The sequence below is a fragment of the Desulfovibrio sp. OH1186_COT-070 genome (assembly GCF_003860215.1).
Taxonomy (GTDB): Bacteria; Desulfobacterota; Desulfovibrionia; order Desulfovibrionales; family Desulfovibrionaceae; genus Desulfovibrio.
Genome location: NZ_RQYH01000001.1, coordinates 66,805 through 87,752 on the forward strand (window position 1 = coordinate 66,805; position 20,948 = coordinate 87,752).

17 protein-coding genes are annotated in these 20,948 nt (G+C 59.5%); 3 read left to right on the plus strand and 14 right to left on the minus strand.

The genetic code is table 11. The annotated features are described in order from the left end of the window. Positions 1–27: 27 nt before the first annotated feature. Complete coding sequence (locus EII23_RS00300) at positions 28–2,220, minus strand: glutamine synthetase III (RefSeq protein ID WP_124791074.1); 2,193 nt, start codon at positions 2,218–2,220, stop codon at positions 28–30. Between the two features lie 57 nt (positions 2,221–2,277). Then, positions 2,278–2,700: a peptidylprolyl isomerase gene (locus EII23_RS00305; RefSeq protein ID WP_124791075.1), complete on the minus strand. Its 423-nt coding sequence runs from the start codon at positions 2,698–2,700 to the stop codon at positions 2,278–2,280. A gap of 283 nt (positions 2,701–2,983) precedes the next feature. Here EII23_RS00305 and EII23_RS00310 point away from each other — a divergent pair, with 283 nt between their 5' ends. From EII23_RS00310 to EII23_RS00320, 3 genes are read left to right on the plus strand one after another with little or no spacing between them, the layout of a single operon-like run. Continuing rightward, positions 2,984–3,424 carry a CoA-binding protein gene (locus EII23_RS00310; RefSeq protein WP_124791076.1) on the plus strand — a complete coding sequence of 147 codons (441 nt, stop codon included), beginning with the start codon at positions 2,984–2,986 and terminating at the stop codon, positions 3,422–3,424. After that, positions 3,414–3,860: a YkgJ family cysteine cluster protein gene (locus EII23_RS00315; protein ID WP_124791077.1), complete on the plus strand. Its 447-nt coding sequence runs from the start codon at positions 3,414–3,416 to the stop codon at positions 3,858–3,860. The genes EII23_RS00310 and EII23_RS00315 overlap by 11 nt, the downstream gene beginning before the upstream one ends. Before the next feature lie 13 nt (positions 3,861–3,873). Continuing rightward, positions 3,874–4,791 (plus strand): J domain-containing protein, encoded by a 918-nt coding sequence (locus EII23_RS00320; RefSeq protein ID WP_124791078.1) that lies wholly within the window; start codon positions 3,874–3,876, stop codon positions 4,789–4,791. Positions 4,792–5,199: 408 nt separating this feature from the next. On the opposite strand, the gene ftsZ is transcribed toward EII23_RS00320, so the two are convergent. The 12 genes from ftsZ to EII23_RS00380 all read right to left on the minus strand — a co-directional run bounded on the left by ftsZ (position 5,200) and on the right by EII23_RS00380 (position 20,884). Then, the gene (gene ftsZ / locus EII23_RS00325; RefSeq protein WP_124791079.1) at positions 5,200–6,510 is read right to left on the minus strand and encodes a cell division protein FtsZ; all 1,311 of its coding nucleotides are present in this window, start codon (positions 6,508–6,510) and stop codon (positions 5,200–5,202) included. 48 nt (positions 6,511–6,558) lie between these two features. Next, positions 6,559–7,794, minus strand: a complete 1,236-nt coding sequence (gene ftsA / locus EII23_RS00330) for a cell division protein FtsA (RefSeq protein ID WP_124791080.1) — start codon at positions 7,792–7,794, stop codon at positions 6,559–6,561. A gap of 54 nt (positions 7,795–7,848) precedes the next feature. Then, on the minus strand, positions 7,849–8,730 hold the full coding sequence (locus tag EII23_RS00335; protein ID WP_124791081.1) for a cell division protein FtsQ/DivIB: 882 nt from the start codon (positions 8,728–8,730) through the stop codon (positions 7,849–7,851). Next, complete coding sequence (gene murB / locus EII23_RS00340) at positions 8,715–9,605, minus strand: UDP-N-acetylmuramate dehydrogenase (RefSeq protein WP_124791082.1); 891 nt, start codon at positions 9,603–9,605, stop codon at positions 8,715–8,717. Before murB ends, EII23_RS00335 begins: the two co-directional genes overlap by 16 nt. Beyond that, on the minus strand, positions 9,598–10,971 hold the full coding sequence (gene murC / locus EII23_RS00345) for a UDP-N-acetylmuramate--L-alanine ligase (protein ID WP_124791083.1): 1,374 nt from the start codon (positions 10,969–10,971) through the stop codon (positions 9,598–9,600). The genes murB and murC overlap by 8 nt, the downstream gene beginning before the upstream one ends. 52 nt (positions 10,972–11,023) lie before the next feature. Then, complete coding sequence (gene murG / locus EII23_RS00350) at positions 11,024–12,094, minus strand: undecaprenyldiphospho-muramoylpentapeptide beta-N-acetylglucosaminyltransferase (protein ID WP_124791084.1); 1,071 nt, start codon at positions 12,092–12,094, stop codon at positions 11,024–11,026. Next, the gene (gene ftsW / locus EII23_RS00355; RefSeq protein ID WP_124791085.1) at positions 12,076–13,251 is read right to left on the minus strand and encodes a putative lipid II flippase FtsW; all 1,176 of its coding nucleotides are present in this window, start codon (positions 13,249–13,251) and stop codon (positions 12,076–12,078) included. Before ftsW ends, murG begins: the two co-directional genes overlap by 19 nt. After that, positions 13,248–14,552, minus strand: coding sequence for a UDP-N-acetylmuramoyl-L-alanine--D-glutamate ligase (murD, locus tag EII23_RS00360; protein WP_124791086.1), 1,305 nt, complete (start codon positions 14,550–14,552; stop codon positions 13,248–13,250). The genes ftsW and murD overlap by 4 nt, the downstream gene beginning before the upstream one ends. 9 nt (positions 14,553–14,561) lie before the next feature. Beyond that, positions 14,562–15,638, minus strand: coding sequence for a phospho-N-acetylmuramoyl-pentapeptide-transferase (gene mraY / locus EII23_RS00365; RefSeq protein ID WP_124791087.1), 1,077 nt, complete (start codon positions 15,636–15,638; stop codon positions 14,562–14,564). A 105-nt stretch (positions 15,639–15,743) separates the two neighbouring features. Then, positions 15,744–17,144: a UDP-N-acetylmuramoyl-tripeptide--D-alanyl-D-alanine ligase gene (gene murF, locus EII23_RS00370; protein WP_124791088.1), complete on the minus strand. Its 1,401-nt coding sequence runs from the start codon at positions 17,142–17,144 to the stop codon at positions 15,744–15,746. Further along, positions 17,135–18,589 (minus strand): UDP-N-acetylmuramoyl-L-alanyl-D-glutamate--2,6-diaminopimelate ligase, encoded by a 1,455-nt coding sequence (locus EII23_RS00375; RefSeq protein ID WP_124791089.1) that lies wholly within the window; start codon positions 18,587–18,589, stop codon positions 17,135–17,137. The genes murF and EII23_RS00375 overlap by 10 nt, the downstream gene beginning before the upstream one ends. 168 nt (positions 18,590–18,757) lie before the next feature. Beyond that, on the minus strand, positions 18,758–20,884 hold the full coding sequence (locus tag EII23_RS00380; protein WP_124791090.1) for a penicillin-binding transpeptidase domain-containing protein: 2,127 nt from the start codon (positions 20,882–20,884) through the stop codon (positions 18,758–18,760). Positions 20,885–20,948: the final 64 nt, after the last annotated feature.

A 20,948-nucleotide genomic window follows, 5' to 3' on the forward strand; every position in this document is an offset into this window, starting at 1 on the left:
TTTGTATCGGAGAAGCCGCCGAGCGGCCTATTTGCCGAACAAGATTTCCTGATAGTTCGGCAAAGCCCAAAGGTCATCAGCCACACGGGTTTCCAGCGCATCCGCATGCTGGCGCACTTCGCACAGTTGCGGCAAAACACGGACGCAATAGCTGTGGGCAGCCTCCAGGCCAAGGCCCTGCGCCTCAACTTCCGCGAGCATACGATCCAGGCAGTCCACAGCATCCTGCATCCGGCGCAGATGGGCGGTAACCTCGTCAAGTGTGTGCGTTCTGACTTCCTTGCCGATTTTTTGCATGCCCGCCGCTGTCGCGGCCAATTCCCCCTGGTAGCGCATGGCTGCGGGGAAAATGATGGTGCGGGCCATACGGATTACCAGATACGCTTCTGTGCGCACCGTCTTGCAGTACTGTTCAAGATAGATTTCCTGCCGCGCCTTGAGCTCCGCCCGGTTGAGCACGCCGTATCTCTCGTACAGTTCCACGACTTCAGGCCGCGTCAGGTACGGAAGAGCCTCCGGCGTGGTGCGCAGATTGGGCAAGCCCCGCCGCACGGCCTCCCTGTGCCAGACATCCGAATAGCCATCGCCGTTGAAGATCACGGCACTGTGCTCGTCAATCACATGGCTGATGAAAGATTCCAGAGCCTCGGCAAAATTTTTGCCCTGCGCCAGCTTTTCTTCCAGCCATGTTGCAGCAAAGTCCAACGAATCGGCCATGATGACATTGAGGGCTGTTATGGAACCGGCAGCGGACTGACTGGCCCCCAAGGCGCGAAACTCGAAACGGTTTCCGGTAAAGGCGATGGGGCTGGTGCGGTTGCGGTCGCCGGGATCCGTGGGCAGGGTGGGCAGGGTGTCCACTCCCAGATTGAGTGCCCGGCTTTTTTTTCCGTTGGCAGCGCCCTCAACGCGGCCCGCACGGAAAGCCTCAAAAATTTCGGTAAGCTGGTCGCCCAGAAAAATGGACATGATGGCAGGCGGCGCTTCATTGGCCCCGAGGCGGTGGTCGTTGCTGGCGCTGGCCACCGTGGCGCGCAGCAGGCCGCCAAATTTGTGCACCGCGCGGATCATGGCCGCGCAAAAAACCAGAAACTTGGCATTGGCATGGGGGGTTTCGCCCGGATCAAACACGGAACCAAGCTGCGCGTTGCCAACGGAATAGTTGACATGTTTGCCCGAACCGTTGACTCCGGCAAAAGGTTTTTCGTGCAGAAGGCATTTGAGGCCGTAGCGTTTGGCCACATTGCGCAGCATGGACATGATGATGTGGTTGTGGTCCACAGCCAGGTTGCTGACCTCGTACAGGGGGGCGATCTCATACTGGCTTGGCGCCGCCTCGTTGTGGCGGGTGCGTACCGGAACGCCCAGCTTGTACAACTCGCGTTCCACCTCCATCATGTAGGAAAGAACGCGCTGGGGAATAACGCCAAAATACTGATCGCTGAATTCCTGCCCCTTGGCCGGGCGCGCGCCGAACAGGGATCGCCCGGAAAGCTGAATGTCCGGACGCGCAAAGTTGAAGTTGTGGTCAATGCAGAAATATTCCTGCTCCAGACCGGCATAGGAAACAATGGGCAGGGCCGTGTCTTCGCCGAACAGACGCAGCACGCGGTGAGCCTCGCGATTGAGCGCCTGTCCCGAGCGCAGGAGCGGCGTTTTTTTGTCCAAGGCCACACCTGTCCAGGACAAAAACATGGTGGGAATGCACAAAAAAGTGCCGTTGGGATTTTCCATGATATAGGCAGGGCTGGTCACATCCCATGCCGTATATCCCCGCGCCTCGAAGGTTGAGCGCAAGCCACCGGAAGGAAAGGAGGAGGCGTCCGGCTCGCCCCTGATGAGCATGGAGCCGGAAAACTCGGCCACCACCCCCCCCACCCCGTCCGGCATGAGGAAGCTGTCGTGCTTTTCCGCCGTCTGCCCGGTGAGCGGATAAAAGACGTGGGTGAAGTGGGTTGCGCCCTTTTCTATGGCCCAGTCCTTCATCACCGCAGCAACGGTGTCCGCAATGGCGGGATCCATGCGCTCGCCGAATTCAATGGTTTTGCGCAAAGCCCTGTATACGCTCTTGGGCAGACGCTCACGCATGACACGGTCATTGAAAACATTGCAGCCGAAAATATCCATCGGCCTGGTGTCCACAAAATTCAGCGGCGCGGCTTCCGGCCTGTAGGTTGTGATTGCCTGAACGGCGCTGTGCCGGGCTGTCTTGCTGCTCATGGAAACTCCTGTCCGCAAAGAGTGGGGACGACTGCGCTGCAACGCCGGGGATGACGCTCAGCGAATTTCAACGATCTCGATTTCAAAGGTCAGGGTTTTCCCGGCCAGAGGGTGGTTGGCGTCAAGCGTTACCTCGTCCGCCCCGACCTCGGTAATGGTCACATCCATCTGCCCCTGCTCGTTGGAAAGCTGCAAAGGCACTCCCACATTGAGGGGAATATGATCCGGAACCTGGGCACGCGGCACAGTGAAAATCAGCTCACGGTCAACATCGCCGTACGCCTTGTCAGGAGGCAGCGTGACACAGACCTTTTCTCCGGCCTCGCGCCCCTCCACCGCAGACTCGAATCCCGGAATCAACGATCCCTGCCCCAGTACAAACTCCAGAGGATCGCGCTCACGCGAAGAATCAAAAACCGTTCCGTCGTCCAGAGTTCCCGTATAATGCACACGCACCGTATCGCCGTTCTTTGCAGGCATAAGCACTCCGCTTTGAAAGGAAAAAGTTTTGCGTACATTGTTCTGCGTGCAGCAGCACGCCCGCATACAATATTTCAGAAAAGCATGTGGAGAACAACATGTCAATAATGGCGAAGGCCCTGTTTTGCGGCCCAAAGCTTGCGCATTTTGCCGTTGACGCATATCATGGGAAAGATTTGTCCATACCAGCCAGGCATCCTGAGCAACATTTTTTTGCCTGGCCGCCGGGGACGCAAACTTCTGGCAGAGCGAAAGCTCCCCCAAAGCGTTTTCAGGAGAACGGATGCAAGACGACAAGGCGCTGCGTCTCATATTGCGGCAAGCCCGCACCATTGCCGTCATCGGTGCCAAAGACAAACCGGAACAGCCCGTGGACAGGGTGGGACGCTACCTGCTGGAGCAGGGATACAGGCTTTTTCCCGTGCATCCTGTGCGGACTCAGGTTTGGGGCCTCCCCGTGTTTGCGACTGTCACAGAAATTCAGGAGCCCATAGACATTGTCGTCCTTTTTCGCGCCTCCCACTTTTGCCCGGCGCATGCCGCAGAAGTGGCAGATTTGGGCACGCCGCCAAGCATTTTCTGGATGCAGACGGGCATACGCTCTCCCGAGTCCAGGCGGATTCTCTCCAACAGCAACATCATGGTTGTGGAAGATGCCTGCATCATGGTGGAACACGCCCGGCTGATGGGAAACAAAGACCAGGGATGCGCGCATGGAAGCTGAAACCTCCCTCTTTGACTGCCGCATGTGCGGGCACTGCTGCGAAGGCAAGGGCGGCATTGTGGTGAGCCCGGCGGATCTCACACGGCTTGCGGCCTGCCTGCGCGTTTCTCCTGCGACTGCCGCACGGGACTACTGCGAAAACTCCGGGGGCAAGCTCAAGATACGCACAGGCGACGACGGATATTGCCTGTTTTTCCGCTCCGGCAGAGGCTGTCTGGTGCATGACGGAAAGCCTGCCATTTGCAGGGCATGGCCGTTTTTTCGGGGCAATCTGGAAGACCCCTTGAGCCTTGAAATGGCCAAGGAATTCTGCCCGGGCATCGAACCTGCGGCCGACCATGCGACGTTTTCCGATGCGGGCAGACGCTATCTGCGCGAAAACGGCCTGCTGGCCAGCAACAGCCAGTGCGAAGCCAACGCCCTCATCCTGAAGTGATCCACTGACTGCCATGCGACGCAACTCCCGCCAAATATCCCTCAAAGAATGCTACGAGATCCTGGGCATTGAAAAAAATGCGGACATGGATGCAGTCAAGCGGGCCTACCGCAAGCGTGCATTCGAGCTGCATCCGGATCTGAACCCAGACAATCCCGATGCCAGCCGCAACTTTCAGACGCTCAACGAGGCCTATGTCCTCCTTTCGGGTGTTCTTGAGCACGAAAAAAACCTGTACAAGAACGCCGCAGCCAAGCGGGCTGCGGAAGAAGCGGCCAGAGAGAGCAAAAAAGAGGAGAGCCCAAAACAAGAATCTTCTCAAGAAAAAACGGACGATGCCCCTGCCGGGGAACAGGCCGATGCCGCGCAGGAAGGGCTGGCAGGGGCTGCCACGGGCCCGCAGGACACGGGAGCAGCAAAACAGGCTCGCGCTGCATATGCCGAGCACGATGTCTTGCGTGACCTGCTCAACGACCCCTTTGCACGCCGTGTATTTGAAGACATTTACAGCGAGCTGAACAAACAGCAGGGCACGCAGAAGGCGGATCCCCCCCCGCAGCAAGAAAAACCGGCGCGCCCAAACAAGCGGGAAGACAAGAAAGAAGACAAAAAGCCTGCGCCCCCGCGCAAGCCCGCCGGATCTGTGCCCAAAACCGCAAAGGAAGAGGCAAAGGGCGTGGGGGGCGTAGTCAAGGGCTGGTTGCGGCGACAGATTGACGAGGAGCAGAGCCTGACCCTGCCCGCAGCCAATCTCTCCCCCGGCAAGCGTATCCGCCTTCAGATACGGCAGGCCTTCTCGGGCGAACTCAAGACCGTGGAAATTACCCTGCCGCCGGACTTCGCCGTGGGCAAACCCATACGTCTGCGAGGTCTGGGCAAACGTGTCGGCCCCTGGCAGGGGGATCTCTATCTGACCATTTCCAACGAGTAGCGCCAAAGGCCGTCCGCATTGCCAATGCTGCCGTGGCACCGAGCCGGACGGATCTTCAGAGGTTGACTTTCCTCGCAGCTTTCCTCATATCGCATGAGGCCGCGCCAAACGGCGCTTCAGGGAATGGCAACCGTGCCGCCCCTGAGTCCCGCGAGCAAAAAACGGACTCATGTGGAGCATTTTTTTCAAGCGCGGCGCACAGCGAAACAAATTTTCCCTGCAAAAAAAATCCGTGAAGCCGAAACTTCACGGACTTTCGCGAACTTTTACGCCCCGCTCGGGGAGGCCCCCGATGGGCCTCCCGGCGGGCATTTCAGGACCGAAGAGGCAAGCCCTGAAATTTTTGTTCTGCACAATTTTGGCACAAAATGCGGCAGCACCAGCGGCATGCCTTTTTCACAAGGGGCACTAGTCGGCCTGAGTACGGATAAATGTCGGGATTTCCAGATCATCCTCATCGTACATAAAGTCTTCATGGCCGGGTTTGTGCGCGTTGCGGCGCTCATGCCCCAAGGCTTCACGCTTCAGTTGAAAAGGAAGCCGGTCGCTGTTTTCATCATACCAGCCCTCAACTTGGGCGCGGCGTGACGGATTGGGCAAACGCACCTTCGCCTCATCCACATCGGCCATTTCCTGCATCGGCAGACGATTTCCCCCGCGGCGCGGCTCTGCCAGCACGGCTCCGGGGCCGGGCTTGCGAAAATCCGTCACCTTGGCAGGCTGTACCGCAATGGACTGAAAATCCTGACGCGGCTCAATGCCCGTGGCGATGACTGTCAGACGGATTTCGTCGCCAATGCTGTCATCAAAGACCACGCCAAAAATAATATTGGTGTTTTCCGGAGTAGCGTTGTCAATGGTGTCGCCTATTTCGCCGATTTCCTCGGACGTCATGTCCATGGGGCCGGTGATGTTGTAGAGAACGGCCTTGGCGCTCTCCAGCGACACGTCTTCCAGCAGGGGGCTGACAATGGCCCGCTGGGCTGCTTCGCGGGCGCGGTTTTCCCCCGAAGCCACACCCGTACCCATCAAAGCCAGCCCAGCCGCAGACATGGTGGTGCGCACATCGGCAAAATCAAGATTGATGATGCCTTCGCCCACAATGATGTCAGAAATGCCCTTGACCGCATGGTACAGAACATCGTTGGCCTTCTGAAACATCTCAAGAAAGGGAGTCTTTTTGGGAGCAAAGGCCCGCAGGCGGTCGTTGGGTATGGTAATCAGGCAATCCACATGCTGCCTGAACTCCTCCAGCCCGCCTTCTGCGGCCCGCATGCGTTTGGCGCCTTCAAAGCTGAAAGGCTTGGTGACAACCCCCACAGTTAGCGCGCCCAGTTCCCGCGCGGCCTGAGCCACTACCGGGGCGGCTCCGGTGCCGGTACCGCCGCCCATGCCCGCCGTGACAAAGACCATATTGGCATCGCCGATGGCGTCACGGATGGAGGCAACACTTTCAAGGGCAGCATCGCGGCCGATCTCGGGGTTGGCTCCGGCGCCAAGCCCCTCCGTCAGCTTTTCCCCCAACTGCACCTTTACCGAAGCTCCGCTTCTGTTCAGGGCCTGCAGATCGGTGTTGGCACAAACAAACTGCACCCCCCGCAAACCGGAAGCAATCATGTGCTCCACGGCATTGCCGCCGCCGCCGCCCACGCCAATGACTTTGATTTTGGCGTTTCTGGCCAGGGACGTGTCGATGGCGTCAACGATTGACTCAGACATAGGCTCCTCTCCTCTTTTTTCAGCCTCCAATTGCCCGCTGGAGATGCTTTAGGTGACGTCGGAAAACCAATTTTTCATCCGCGCCAAAAGACCGTCCCAAATGCGGCTCTCATTGTGCGCGGTAAATTTTTTCTGCCCGGAAACCTCTTTTTCCGCCCCGTAGCGCAACAGCCCTACTGCAGTAGCGAACTTGGGATTGTTGACAACATCCTTCAGCCCGCCCACGTTGCGGGGGTAGCCAATGCGCGTCGGTAGATTGAAAATCTGCTCGCCAAGCTCCTGGCAGCCTTCAATGAGCGATGTACCGCCGGTCAGGACGACCCCGGCACCGATCATGTCCTTGTAGCCAGAGCGGGTCAGCGTCTGGTCAACCAGAAAAAGGATTTCTTCCATGCGGGGTTCGCAGATTTCTGCCAAGACCTGACGCGAAAGCCGACGGTGTTCGCGCCCGCCCACGCTGGGCACTTCGATAAACTCATCGGAGCGCACCATATCGGCCAGAGCGCATCCGTATTTGACCTTGATTTTTTCTGCGGAGGCGATGGGGGTGCGCAGGCCGAAAGCAATGTCGTTGGAGAGGTTTTGCCCGCCCAGAGCCAGCACAGCCGTATGTTTGATGGCATCGTTGGCAAAAACGGCAATGTCCGTGGTGCCTCCGCCCAGATCCACCAGAGCCACGCCGATTTCCCGCTCTTCTTCGGTGAGCACGGCCTTGGCAGAAGCAAGGGACTCCAGGGCGATATCCGAAACTTCCAACTGGCTGCGATGGCAGGAGCGGACAATATTCTGCGCGGAAGACACTGCCCCGGTGACAATGTGCACCTTCACCTCAAGGCGCACACCAGCCATGCCCAGAGGGTCCATGATCCCGCGCTGGTTGTCCACAATATACTCCTGGGGCAGAATGTGGATGACCTCGCGATCCGCAGGAATAGCCACAGCCTTGGCCGCATCCAGCGCGCGTTCCACATCGCGCTGCCCCACTTCGCCCCCCTTGACCGCAATGACGCCATGGCTGTTGATGCCCATGATGTGGCTGCCCGCAATGCCCACATAGACGGAATTGATCTCGCATCCGGCCATGAGCTCCGCGTCTTCAATGGCTTTGCGGATAGACTGCACCGTCTGTTCGATATTGACCACGACTCCCTTGCGCAGTCCTGTGGAAACGCTGGTTCCGATACCCACCACATCGACCACTCCCGTTTCCGAAAGTTCGCCCACCACCGCGCATATCTTGGTGGTGCCGATGTCGAGACCTACGATGAGTTCGGACTTGTTCATGCCATATCTCCTCAAAAACCTGTCGTTCCGGCGCGCCGGACGCTCTTTGCCCAGTCAGGCGGGCTGATTGAGCACAACCCACACGCTGCCGTTGACTGCGCGGACCTCACGCACGCTACGCAATTCGTGTCTGCGGGCCAGATCCCCCAGAGCCAGCCCCAGACGCGCAAGATTGCCGTCCCAATCGTCAGTGGCAATGGAAAGCCGCATCTCGCGGTCTTCCAGATACAGCTCAATCCCCCGTCCGGGGCTCAGCGTCACCGCTGCCAAGGCTCCCGCTTCCACCGGGAGGGCCCCGCCCTGCAAAGCCTTCAGCAGGCGCGGCAGATAGGCAAGGGCATCTTCTGCTCCGCTTTCCGTGCTCAAGGTCGGCAGGGAAAGAAAGTTCCGGCTCTCCACAGGAGCGATGATCTCGCCCCGCTCATTGGCGTAGTACAGCACACCGTCTCTGTGCACCCAGAAAGAAGGCATGCGCTCCTTGAGCCTGATGACAAATCTGTCCGGCAAGAGGCGCTTGACAGAAACTTCTTCCACCCAAGGGGTCTGCCTCAAGCCCCTTTCAACCTGGGCAATGCTCACCGCGAGACTGTTGCCGCCCTCAACAATGCCGCCGTACTGCAAGACCATTTCGCGTGAAAGACGAACATTGCCTGTCACATCCACATGCCGCGTAAGAAAAAAATCGCTCGTCACGGCCTTGTTGTAGAGCCAGAGGGACGCAACGCACAGTCCACCCAGCAGCATGCCTCCTGCCAGCAGAAGCCCCACCAGCAATGCCACATTTTTCAGCCGCCCCACATTTCCGAGCTTGCGCCAGATTGTGGCCACAAGGCGGGCCCCCTTGTCCGCGCGCTTCTGTTCCGTTTTTCCTGACAGCGCGGCCCTGGTATAGGCATTGCGGGCAACGCGGCCTTTTTTTTTCAGGGCAAGGGGCACGGCACTATCCTGACCTCCGGCTCAAGCTCCATGCCGAACCGTTGCCGCACAGCAGTCTGCGCCTCTTGCATCAGGGCCAAGGCTGCATCGGCACTGCCCTTGCCCTCGTTGACCAAAAAATTGGCATGCCGGGATGAAAATGCCATGCCGCCCAGTTTTTTGCCCCGAAACCCGGCCATATCCAGAAGCTTTCCGGCAGGCATGTCCGGCGCGGGATTTTTGTATACGCAGCCCGCGCTCCACGCTGTCACAGGTTGTTTAGACTTTTTCTCAAAAAAGTTGTGACGCATGCGATAACTGATGCCATTCCTTTCGGCTCTGGTCAAGCCAAATATGGCTTCCAGCACAACAAATCTGCTTTTTTTCTCACCAATGCCCATACTTCTGTAGCCGCAGCGCAGCGCATCCCGCGAAACAGTGCTGACCACACCGTCCTGAAAAACCAGCAATGCAGTGATATGGTTACATGTTTCCGTGCCAAAAGATCCGGCGTTCATGACCACGGCCCCGCCAACGCTCCCCGGTATGCCCACAAGCCCCTCCAGCCCGGAAAGACCGTTGGCTGCACAAAAACGCAACAGTCGGGGCATGGGGATACCGGCCCCGGCGCGCACCAAAGTCAGATCACCCTCCCGACCGACAATGACCGGACCGTGAACCAGAGCCGGGCGCACCAATACCAGAGGCAGGTCACCGTCAGCCGCCAAAATATTGCTGCCCGCGCCCATCACCAGCGGATCGCCTCCAAGCTCCCTCAGGCGCAGGGGCAGCCGCTCCAGATCGTCCTCATGTTCAAGCACAAGCTCGGCAATGGCCTGGCCGCCGATACGCAGGGTCGTGCGCTGCGCAAGGGAAGGGGATGCTGTTTCACGCACGGTCTTTGCCCTCGATCCACAAGGGGCCGAGGCGCGTGATGCTGCCCGCGCCGAGAGTCAGCAGCACGTCTCCCTCCCGCAAAATGCCCGGCAGAGCGTTGGCCATTTCGTCAACAGTCTGAAAATACTCAACGGGAGTCGCGCATACCTGCCGTATGCCCTGCGCAAGGCTCTGCCCGGAAACTCCGGGAATGGGCTTTTCAGAGGCCGCATAAATTTCTGTGAGCAGCAAAAGGTCTGTTTCATGAAAAACATTGCAAAACTCTCCGAAATGGGCTTCCGTCCGGCTGAAGCGGTGCGGCTGAAAGGCCACAACAACGCGTCTGTCAGAAAAAATCTGACGGGCAGTTTTCAGCGTTGCCGCAATTTCTGCGGGATGGTGGCCGTAGTCGTCCACCACAGTCACCCCCTCCCTTTCGCCCTTGAATTCAAAGCGCCGCCCTACTCCGCCAAAAGTGCGCAGCCCCTCCACACAGGTTTCAAAATCTATGTCCGCCGCCATGGCCGCGCCGATGGCAGCCAGGGCATTGAGCACATTGTGCAGCCCCGGATGCGGCAGAAGAACCTCTCCGAGCCTTTCTTCCTCACGCCAAACCTCAAAGCGACTTTTGATGCCGTTTTCCAGCAAAACCGCACGCAGGGAGCACTCTTTTGCAAAGCCGTATGTGCACACGGGCCGCTTGATCCGGGGCAAAAGGGCGCGTACCCCGGCGTCATCGCCGCAGACAATGTTGACCCCGTAAAAGGGAACATTGTTCATGAACTGGACAAAAGCCTCGTCTATTTTTTCGCGACTTTTGTAGTAATCCAGATGGTCGTCGTCCACGTTGGTCACAACGTTGATGATGGGCAAAAGGCACAGAAAAGACCCGTCGGACTCGTCCGCCTCGGCGATCAGGTATTCCCCTTTGCCCAAATGGGCATTGGTACCGTAGGCATTGAGACGCCCGCCAATGATGACCGTAGGGTCCAGGCCGGCGGCGTCAAATATGGAAGCGGTCAGAGACGTGGTGGTGGTTTTGCCGTGCGTTCCGGCAATGGCCACGCCCTGGCGCAGGCGCATCAATTCCGCCAGCATTTCCGCGCGGGGTATGATGGCAATACCCCGCCGCCGGGCTTCCGCCAGTTCCGGATTGTCTTCTCCAATGGCCGTGGATTTGACCAGAACCTGCACTTCGCCCACATTTTTTGCGGAGTGACCGATGGTGATGCGCGCTCCCAGATCACACAGACGGCGCGTCACCGCCGATTCGCCCATGTCGGAACCGAAAACGCCGTACCCCAGGCTGAGCAAAACTTCGGCAATGCCGCTCATGCCCGACCCCCCGATTCCGACCATATGGATATTCCGTATCTTGCTGTTCATTCTCTGCCCGCTTTTTTCCTGTTTCGCCACTGCTTCCGAACATTGCGGATCGTCAAATGCCGCCGCACACATCTTCAAGAACCGCAACAACACGGGCGGCCGCATCAAACCGCGCCGCAGCCACTGCGGCGGCGCTCATGCTTTCCCGCACCGAAGGATCTTCCAGCATGCTCACCAGCATGCCCGCAATCCGGCTGTCCAGGGCACCCTCTGCAATCAGGCGTGCGGCACCGCAGCGCTCAAGAACTTCCGCATTTTTTGTCTGATGGTCATGGACGGCGTGCGGAAAAGGCACCAGCACCGCAGGCAATCCCGCCGCGCACAGTTCCGCCACAGTGCTTGCCCCTGCCCGGCACAGCGCCATGTCTGCCCAGGCATAGGCTTCTGCCATGTCACCGATAAAGGCGCTGACGCACTCCGGCGCATACCCGACGTTCACATAGGCGGTGCGCACCCGGGCTTCATCGGCCGCTCCGGTCTGGTGGCGGATTTCCAGACCCGCAGCGCAAAAGCTGCCCAGATTGTCCAGCATGAATTCATTCAGAGCGCGCGCTCCCTGCGATCCCCCCATGACCAGAAGCCGCCGTGTTGTCCGTTGTCGTTTGTGCCTGCCCACAGCGCTGACGGACGACCGCACCGGATTGCCCGTAACGACGCATTTTTCCGCAGCAAAGCCCGCTGTTCCCGGCAGGGAAAGACATACCCGCCGCGCCACACGGGACAAAAGGCGGTTGCCTGTGCCTGCAACGGCATTCTGCTCATGGAGCACACAGGGCACGCCCGTGCAATACGCTGCGGCCAACGGTGCTGCGGCTGCATAGCCGCCAAAGCCGACCACGACCTGCGGGCGAAAACGCCCAAGAATGCGCACTGCCTTACCCACAGCCCAGCCCATGCGCAGCAGGGCATCAAGGGCACGCACACCCCGCCCCATTACGCCGCGCACCGGCAAACCCTCAAAATCCACCCCTGCCTGCCGGGCCAAACCGGCTTCAGGCCCGTAGAGAGAGCCGACAAAAAGCAATCGTGCTCCGGGGTGTCGCCTTTCGAGCTCTTCCGCCACAGCCAGAGCCGGAAAGATATGCCCGCCGGTTCCGCCGGTGGTCAGGAGGACGGAGCGCATGCTTTGGCCGTGCGTGAAAAGTTCATGAGCAGCCCCACGCAGAGCATGGTGCTCACCAGACTGCTGCCGCCGTAACTCATGAGCGGCATGGGAACCCCCTTGGGCGGGGCTACCCCCATGACCACGGCAAGATTCATGACTGCGCCCATGGCAAGGATGACGGTGAGGCCGAAAGAAGTCAGGCGGTCGCGCAGTTCGCTCTGCCCCATAACAATACGGTAGCAACGCCAGAACAGCATGGCAAAAAGAAGCATGACAATGCTCATGCCCACAAACCCCAATTCTTCGGCCAACACGGCCATGATAAAGTCGTTATGGGCCTCAGGCAGGTAGAACATTTTCTGCTTGCTGGCTCCCACGCCAACGCCGAAAAAACTCCCCGAACCGATGGCCAGCAGGGATTGCACCAACTGGTATCCGGTATTGTGCGCGTCCTGAAAAGGATCCATGAAGGCCATCAACCTGCGCAGACGGTAGGGAGAAGAAATGGCCAGAGCCAGAGCACCCGCCAGCGCCAGAGCCACGGAAAAAAAGAGATAGATGAAGCGCGTTCCCCCTGCCACGCACATGAAAAAAAGGATTCCGGCCAGCACGACGGCACTGCCGAAATCCGGTTGCAGCAGCAGCAGAAAGCAGAACAGGGCCGTGACGGCAAAAGGCGGAATGACACCGCGGCTGAACGTCTTGATGATGTCCTGCTTGGAGCTCATGAAATACGCCAGATAGAGCGCCAGGGAAATTTTGACAAATTCCATGGGTTGCACGGAAAAAGGGCCAACGGGAATCCAGCGTTTGGCTCCGTTGATGGCAGGTGCAAGCGGAGAAAGCGTCACCAGCAAAAGCAGAAGGGAAAAAAAGAGCGCGGGATACTGGATGCTGTAAAGCCAGCGGCGGGGCAGCAGAGCCGCAGCCCACAGGGCCAGCCCGCCCGCCAGGGCAAACAGAACCTGCCGCTTGAAAAAAAAGTACTTGTCCCCGTTGGACTGCTCGGCCACGATGCCGCTGGCCGAGAGTACCATCACAAGGCCGATGGACAGAATGACCAGCATGATGGTGAAGAGCCACCAGTCAAAGGAGCCCACCAAGACTCCCTGTGCGGCGTGCGCCCCGCTGCCGGTTCCGGACGCCCTGTTTTTGGGAGAAAAAGAATTTTTCATGACAGCCCGCCCACAATGCGTTTGAAATCTTCGCCGCGCTCCTCGTAATTCCTGTACAGATCGTAGCTGGCCGTGCCGGGCGACAAAAGCAGCACCTCGCCGGACCGCGCGTTGGCCGATGCAAAACGCACCGCCGGTTCAAGACTTTCATGCCAGGTCATGGGCACAATTCCCTGCCAGGCTTTTTCAAAATGCTCGCGCCCCGCGCCAAACAGAGCGACTTCGCGAACTTTTTCCCGCACCAGAGGAACCAGAGCGCCCAAATCTCCCCCCTTGAACTTGCCGCCGCACAGCAGGCGCACAGGGCGCGAAAATGCCTCCAGAGCCACTTGAAGCGAAGAAACCGTCGTACATTTGGAGTCATTGACGTACAAAACGCCCCTGCGCTCGGCCACACGCTCCAGGCGGTGGGGCAAAGGCGCAAAGCGCGCCACAGCCTTTGCGGCATTGGCCTCGCTGACGCCGAAAAAACGGCAGGCCTGCCATGCGGCTTCCTCATTATCGCGGTTATGCGCGCCCAGCAGGTGGCTTTGGGAAAAACGGGCAGACGCCTGCACAAAAACCTTGCGCGCCCCCATGCTTTCCAGTTCTCCACAGTCCCGCAGGCTCTGTCCCAGAACGGCCAGATCTCCCGCGTCCTGACAGCGGAAAAGGCGAAATTTCGCGGCCCTGTATTCCGCAATATCCTTGTGATAGTCCAGATGGTTGGGCGTGATGTTCAGCAAAACCCCCACACGGGGACAAAACGTGAGGCAAAGTTGCAACTGAAAGCTGGAAACCTCCAGCACAAGAACGTCCGCACTGCGCCCGGCCAGCACATATTCAGACAGGGGCGTGCCGATATTGCCCCCCAGAAAAACGCTGTAGCCCTGCTCATGAAGCATGGCTGCCGCCAGAGAAGCCACTGTGGTCTTGCCGCTCGTTCCGGTCACGGCAAGAACCGGCTCATTGTCCAGATAGCGCCAGGCCAGTTCCATCTCTGCCAGAACTTCCACGTCCCCGGCGAGGAGAAATTCTTCCAGGCTTGCCACCGGTATGCCCGGACTGGGCACAACAAGGGCGGCGTGGGAAAAATGCTCCGGCTGATGCGCCCCTGCCAACGTTTCGATGCCCAGATTGCCCAGTTCCGCAAGCAGATCTTCGCGGCCGCGAAATGCGCCGGGATTGCTGTCCAGCAGACGCACCCGTGCTCCCTCTCGCCGCAAAAGGCGTGCAGCAGCAAGGCCGGAGCGGCCTGCCCCCACAACGACCGCCAACTCGCCGGGCTGAATTTTTCTGCCCCGATTTTTTTGCAAAGCCATGCCGCCCCCTCAACGCAGCTTCAAGACCGAAAGAGCCACAAGCCCCAACAAAATGGAGGTGATCCAGAAACGGATGATGATTTTGGATTCCGGCACCCCTTTCAGTTCAAAATGGTGGTGCAGCGGCGCCATGCGGAAAATCCTTTTTCCTCCGGTCCAGCGGAAATAGCTGACCTGCAGGATGACCGAAAGAGTTTCCGCAACAAACAGCCCCCCCACGACAGAAAGCACCAGCTCCTGCTTGCAGAGCAGGGCCAGATAGCCCAGCACTCCCCCCAGAGAGAGCGAGCCCACATCCCCCATGAAAATCTGCGCGGGATAGGCATTGAACCACAAAAATCCGAGGCCCGCTCCCACCAGGGCTGCGCAGACCACCGTCACCTCGCCCACGCCCTGCATGTACGGAACAAGAAGATATGAGGAAAGGCGCGCATTGCCGGTGATATAAATGAAAATGGAAAAAACAAGGCAGGCAACAATGACCGGGCCGATGGCCAGGCCGTCCAGCCCGTCTGTCAGGTTCACGGCGTTGGATGCGGCCACCATGACAAAAATCCCGAAAGGCACATAGAACAGCCCGAGATCAATGGTCACCTCCTTGAAAAAGGGAATGGTCAACTGGCTGCCGTAATCCGGATTCAGGTACAGTTGCACCATGGCGATCCCGGCCACACAGATCTGCCCCGCCATCTTGCGCCGCCCGGAAATGCCGCGGTTTTTCTGGTTGCGCAGTTTGACCATATCATCCCAGAGCCCCACAGCGCCGAAACCCGCAAAAACAAAGAACGTCTGCCAGACATATCTGTTGGTCAAATCCGACCAGAGCAGTATGCTGACAGCAAACACGCAAAGAATCATCAGGCCGCCCATGGTGGGGGTGCCCGCCTTGGAAGCATGGCCGGACACGTCCTCATGGATATACTGGCCGCACTTGAGGCGGCGTAACCATGCAATGCACCGCGGCCCAAGAAGAATGGAAAGAAGCAGGGCCGTAATCAGCGCGGCAAGGGAGCGAAAGCTGAGATAACGGAAAACATTGAAAAATATCCAATCGGAGGAAAGAGGAACAAGAAGATGATACAACATGCTGTGCAGTCCGTCCGCAGTATTTTTACCCAATCAGCCCCGACGCGCCATGCCGGGCCATAGCCGCATCGCGCCGGGCGTATCGCAACACGACGCGCCAGAGCGTTATGCCCTGAAAATTTCCAGAAAATCCTCCACTCTGGTACTTCTCGACCCCTTGAACAGCACAACCCCCCCCGAACCGGACAAGACGCTCCCCTGCATCTCCGACCAGGCATGCAGAAAATCCGGTGCTGCAGTCACTTCCATCCACGGCCCCTGATAGCCGCCTTCCGAAAGGCCAAGCCGCACGGCAGCACCCTGCCCTCCCTTCCAGAACACCGCAGAAGGTTTCAGTTCCGCCAGGTTGCGTCCGAGAAGATAGTGCTCGCTTTCCGTCTGGCAGCCCAGTTCGAGCATCTCGCCCAATACCGCCACGAAATGACGCCCGCCCGCCATTTCTGCGGCAGCCGCCAACATGCGCCTCATGGACAGGGGATTGGCATTGTAGGTATCGTCCATGAGCAGCCATGCGCCCCAACGCCGTTGGGAGAACCTCTGGGGCGGAAGGTGCGCCTGCCGAAAACCGGTTGCGATCTCCTCCGGCGAAAGCCCCAGCAGGAAGGCCGCAGCGCCTGTTGCCGCAACATTTTCCGCGCCGTACGCTCCCCTGAAGGGCGCGACTACCTCATGCCGTGTTCCGCCCAGCCAAAGAGCATAGCGGCCTTTCGGGCTTTCAGGGGCATCCGGATCATCCTCTCCCCCGACCGGCCCGATATACGAGGCGCAGTACGCGGCTTCCTGTCCCGCAGCACTGAACAAATGCAGCTTTGCCCCTGTGGCCTGCGCTTCCCGCACAAGGTCGGGGTAGTCGGCGCAAACCAGTCCTTCCCCGCAATCCGCAAGATGGGCCAGCAAGCGCGCCTTGTGCCAAGCAACACCCTTTGCCCCCAGCCCTTCGGCATGCCCTGTACCGGCATTGACAATCAGTCCCATGTCCGGCCGCAGTACGGATGCCAGTTCATCCATGTCCCCGTCATGGCTGATGCCCAGTTCCATGACCCAGAAATCTTCCTGCCCGTCCGCCTCCAGCACGGAGCGGGGCATGCCGATCTGGTTATTGTAGTTCATGGCGTTCTGGGCAGTCCTGCCCCGTACGGACAGAACGCCGGACAACACTTCCTTGACAGTGGTTTTGCCCGCTGTGCCCGTGACGCCCACCACGCGCGCACGGGTTCTGGTCCGCCACAGGGCGGCGATACGCCCGAGCGCCCGAACCGTATCCGCAACCCGCAGCACAGGCACGCGGCTTTCCGCCACATCCGCGGAAACAAGCAGTGCGGCCGCGCCCCTGTCTACAGCCATGCTGGCAAAGGCATGCCCGTCCGCACGGCTGCCGGGAATACAGACAAAAAGAGAGCCGGGGAAGGTTTGGCGGCTGTCCGTGACGGCGCACGTCAGTTCCGGATTGTCCGCACACGGCAGCAATCCCAGACATTCCGCAATTTCATTGTAGCTCAGGCGCAATGCAAAAGCTCCCTGACCACTTCCTGGTCACTGTAATGGTGTCTGACGCCCTGAATGATCTGATAGTCCTCATGCCCTTTGCCCGCAATGAGCAGGGCATCGTCCTTGCCCAGCATGTCCAGGGCCGCAGCAGTAGCTTCACGGCGGTCAACCCTGACAACAAGCTCCGGCGCACGCGCAAGGCCGGGCAAAACATCCTGCAAAATGGCCTCAGGCTCTTCAAAGCGCGGATTGTCGGATGTGAGCACAGCCACATCCGACCAGCGGGCCACTGCTTCGCCCATGAGGGGGCGTTTGCTGCGGTCGCGGTTTCCACCACAGCCGAAAACCGTAATGATACGCCGAAACCCCGCTCCGCGCAGGGCCTTGAGCACGTTTTCCAGCGCATCGGGCGTGTGGGCGTAGTCCACAAATACGCTCAGCCCTTGCGGATTTTCCACGCGTTCCAACCTGCCACAGACGCCGGAAAACTTTTCCAGCGCCGCAAAGTCGCCGGGCGAAAGCCCCAGATCCAGCCCGAGAGCCTGAACGGCAAGCAGATTGGAGGCATTGAAAGCTCCCACAAGCGGCGAACGCAACTCCCACCGCTCGTCGCCGCAACTCATGCGAAGATGGCAGCCGTTTGTTCCGGAAGAAAGAAGTTCGCCCCAAAGATGCTTGCGGTGGGGAGCGCCCTTTTGCAGGCCGAAAGAAAGCGCTGTGGGGCACAATTCCAGCAGACGCCGCCCCCACGGATCGTCGGAATTGACGGCCATGGCCTTGTCGCTGCGGGGCATTTCCAGAAAAAGTCTTGCCTTGGCACGAAAATAACTCTCCATATTCTCGTGGTAGTCCAGGTGATCCTGCGTCAGATTGGTAAAAATGCAGCCGGAAAAACGCACTCCGCAAATACGCCGCTGCTCTACGGCATGGGAGGAAACCTCCATGACGACAACGTCCACGCCGTCTTGCGCCATCTGGGACAGCATGGCATGAACGCGCAGAACATCGGGCGTGGTCAGGGGGGCGGCCTCCGTGTGGCCGGGCCAGCGGTAGCTCACAGTGCCCAGAACTCCCACCCGGCATCCCGCACCCGCAAACAGGCGTTCCACCAGATAGGCGCAGGTGGTTTTTCCGTTGGTTCCGGTGATGCCGATCACCTTCAGGGGCAGTTGGTCCGTATGCCACCGGGCTTCGGCCAGAAACCAGAGAGCTTCTCGTGGGTCGGCGTGGTGCACAACAGCGCAACCGGCATTCGCAGCAAAGAATTCTTCCGCGCTGCCGGGACGGCACACCACCACTCCCGCGCCAGCTTCCACCGCAGCGGGGATAAAGCGGCTGCCGTCCTCGCTGTGTCCGGCCACGGCAACAAAAATATCGCCGGGCGCAACCTGACGGGAATCGGCCCGAACTTCAAGGCCGCCGCGCCTGCACTGCTCAAGAAGTGCTGCAAACTGCCGTTCCATCGCTGACCTGCCTCTTTCAAAAGCGCCGAAAAATCAGTCCCGGCAAGGAATTTTTGCGGCATGCGCAACCCCTGACACGGAAGCGGCACCAGAGAATCCGGCTGCCAGCCTCCCGGCGCGCGCCCTCTGCCTCCCGCTCCCGCGAAAAAGCACGCCCCCGCACACCGCCTACCGTTCGGAAAGCCAGAGAATATATTCCGCGGGCTTGCCGTTCTCGGGCCATGTGACGCCGGGGGGAGGGCTTTGCCTCACTACCCGGCTGCCTGTGCCTTTCAATTCGGGTACCACCCCCGCCCGCGCGAAAAGCTCCACAGCGTTGCGCACGGACTTTCCCAGAACATCAGGCACACGGCTGCCCGCTGTGGCCAGATGCCCCGGCAGGCGCATGCCCTTGTCCGGCGCTGGAGTGGCATCAAGATTTCGGGAAGCGGAAAAGCCCGGAACATCCAGCCCCGCCAACTTCAGCCCACGTTGCCGCCCTCCGGCAGATCGTCCGGAAGCATGTTTTGCCGCAGCACCTGCTTCGGCTTCGTGCAGCATGCCGCTGTTGGTCAGGACGCGACTGGCGATCTCCTGAAAAACAGGGGCCGCCACAAGCCCGCCGTACTGACTGCGCACAGGCTCGTCCACCATGACAAGAACAAGGTAGCGCGGCCTGGACGCCGGGAAAAACCCCACAAAAGAAGCCAGCCTTTTGCTGCCGTAAGTACCCGAGCGGTGATCGGCTTTCTGCGCCGTTCCGGTTTTTCCGGCCACCTCGATGCCCTCCACACGGGCGCGCCTGCCGGTTCCGTCTTTTTCTTCCACCACATCGCGCATCATGCGCATGACTTCGCGCACAGCACTTTCCCTGAAAACTCTGGGATGCGCTTCTTCAACTCTGCTGTCTTCCCGTATCAGGCGCAACGGTTTGTGTACGCCGTTGTTGAGCAAGGTCAGGTAGGCCTGGGCCATTTGCAGCCCCGTCACGGAAATGCTCTGCCCAAAGGCCGCGGACATGATATCCACCTCGCTCCAGCCGCGCGGGCTGCGCAAGATTCCCTTGCTGTCCGCCACGGGAACCGCGGTATGCTGGCCAAACCCCAGAGCGTGCAGGTATTTGTGGAGCGTGCCTGCACCCATGGACAGGCCAATCTTGGCCATGCCGATATTGGAGGAATAGCGCAGCACCTTGTCCACCGGCAGCACTCCCTGGCTGGAAGTGTCACGTATGGTGAAGTTTTTCTTCACCCATTTCCCGCCCTCGCAGTCAATGGCTGTGGACGGCGTGACCTTGCGCTCCTGCAGGGCGGCCGCGATCACAAAGGGCTTGAACGTAGACCCCGGCTCCAGCGCATCGGCCGCCAAGCGATTGCGGTATATGAGCGGGCCGGAGTCCTTGTAGTTGTTGGGATTGAAAAAAGGGTATTGGGCCCAGGCATGAATCTCGCCGGACAACACGTCCACAACCAGCGCGCCTCCCCAGCGGGCATCGTTTTCCCGCACGGCCTTGGCAATGGCCTCCTCCACGGTGAACTGCATCTGCACGTCTATGGTCAGCGTCAGGTCTTCCCCCACAGGTTCGCTCTGCCCTTCCTCGTGCAGGTAAAAACGCCGCCCCATGGCGTCACGCTGGACGATCTGCCGGGTGGGGACGCAGCCGAGGCGCGCGTCCATGGAGCGCTCAACCCCTTCCAGACCCTTGTCGTCCACGCCCACAAAGCCCAGCAATTGCCCGGCCAGATGTTTGAAAGGATAAAAACGGTCGTATTCCTTGCTCAGGCCAATACCGGCAAGACCGGTCTTGCGCACGGCCTCTGCGGTATAGTCGTCCACCTTGCGTTTGAGCCAGACAAAACGCCTCTTTGTTTGCGCAAGTTCCGTGTGTAGCGCCTGCGCATCCAGCCCCAGCAGCGGGGCCAAAACAGCGGCTGCCGCCTGAAAATCCGTGATTTCCTGAGGGCGGGCATAGACGGAGCGGGCTTCCACACTGCGCGCCAGCACCTGCCCGTTGCGGTCGAGAATCATGCCCCTGCGTCCGGCGACCAGTTCCGAAGCCATGTGCTGCCTCTGGGCACGCTCGGCCAGCCGCGGGCCTTCGATCATCTGAAGATACCAGGCGCGGCCCCACAACCCGACCCACAGCAGGCAAAAGATGCACACCACCATCCTGATGCGCACCCGGCTCCAGTCCAAACCCTTGAGCCAGCCCAGGGGGGAGTTTGATGTTCCCCCGGAGCGATAGCTGTTCCCCGGCGATTTGCGCCGTCCGGTGGAGGCGGATTTTCCGTTCCGGCGAGAATTCAGTTTGAGCATGGCGGTTCCCGACAAAAAACATTTTGTTGCACATCAGCCGCGCCACCAAAGCAGGCACGCCCCC

Excerpts from the sequence above, each read along its gene's own strand:
- EII23_RS00305 (WP_124791075.1), bottom strand. The coding sequence starts at position 2,700 with ATGCCTGCAAAGAACGGCGATACGGTGCGTGTGCATTATACGGGAACT.
- EII23_RS00310 (WP_124791076.1), top strand. The coding sequence starts at position 2,984 with ATGCAAGACGACAAGGCGCTGCGTCTCATATTGCGGCAAGCCCGCACC.
- murC (WP_124791083.1), bottom strand. The coding sequence starts at position 10,971 with ATGAACAGCAAGATACGGAATATCCATATGGTCGGAATCGGGGGGTCG.
- mraY (WP_124791087.1), bottom strand. The coding sequence starts at position 15,638 with ATGTTGTATCATCTTCTTGTTCCTCTTTCCTCCGATTGGATATTTTTC.
- EII23_RS00300 (WP_124791074.1), bottom strand. The coding sequence starts at position 2,220 with ATGAGCAGCAAGACAGCCCGGCACAGCGCCGTTCAGGCAATCACAACC.
- EII23_RS00315 (WP_124791077.1), top strand. The coding sequence starts at position 3,414 with ATGGAAGCTGAAACCTCCCTCTTTGACTGCCGCATGTGCGGGCACTGC.
- ftsA (WP_124791080.1), bottom strand. The coding sequence starts at position 7,794 with ATGAACAAGTCCGAACTCATCGTAGGTCTCGACATCGGCACCACCAAG.
- EII23_RS00380 (WP_124791090.1), bottom strand. The coding sequence starts at position 20,884 with ATGCTCAAACTGAATTCTCGCCGGAACGGAAAATCCGCCTCCACCGGA.
- murG (WP_124791084.1), bottom strand. The coding sequence starts at position 12,094 with ATGCGCTCCGTCCTCCTGACCACCGGCGGAACCGGCGGGCATATCTTT.
- EII23_RS00375 (WP_124791089.1), bottom strand. The coding sequence starts at position 18,589 with ATGGAACGGCAGTTTGCAGCACTTCTTGAGCAGTGCAGGCGCGGCGGC.
- ftsZ (WP_124791079.1), bottom strand. The coding sequence starts at position 6,510 with ATGTCTGAGTCAATCGTTGACGCCATCGACACGTCCCTGGCCAGAAAC.
- EII23_RS00320 (WP_124791078.1), top strand. The coding sequence starts at position 3,874 with ATGCGACGCAACTCCCGCCAAATATCCCTCAAAGAATGCTACGAGATC.
- murD (WP_124791086.1), bottom strand. The coding sequence starts at position 14,552 with ATGGCTTTGCAAAAAAATCGGGGCAGAAAAATTCAGCCCGGCGAGTTG.
- ftsW (WP_124791085.1), bottom strand. The coding sequence starts at position 13,251 with ATGAAAAATTCTTTTTCTCCCAAAAACAGGGCGTCCGGAACCGGCAGC.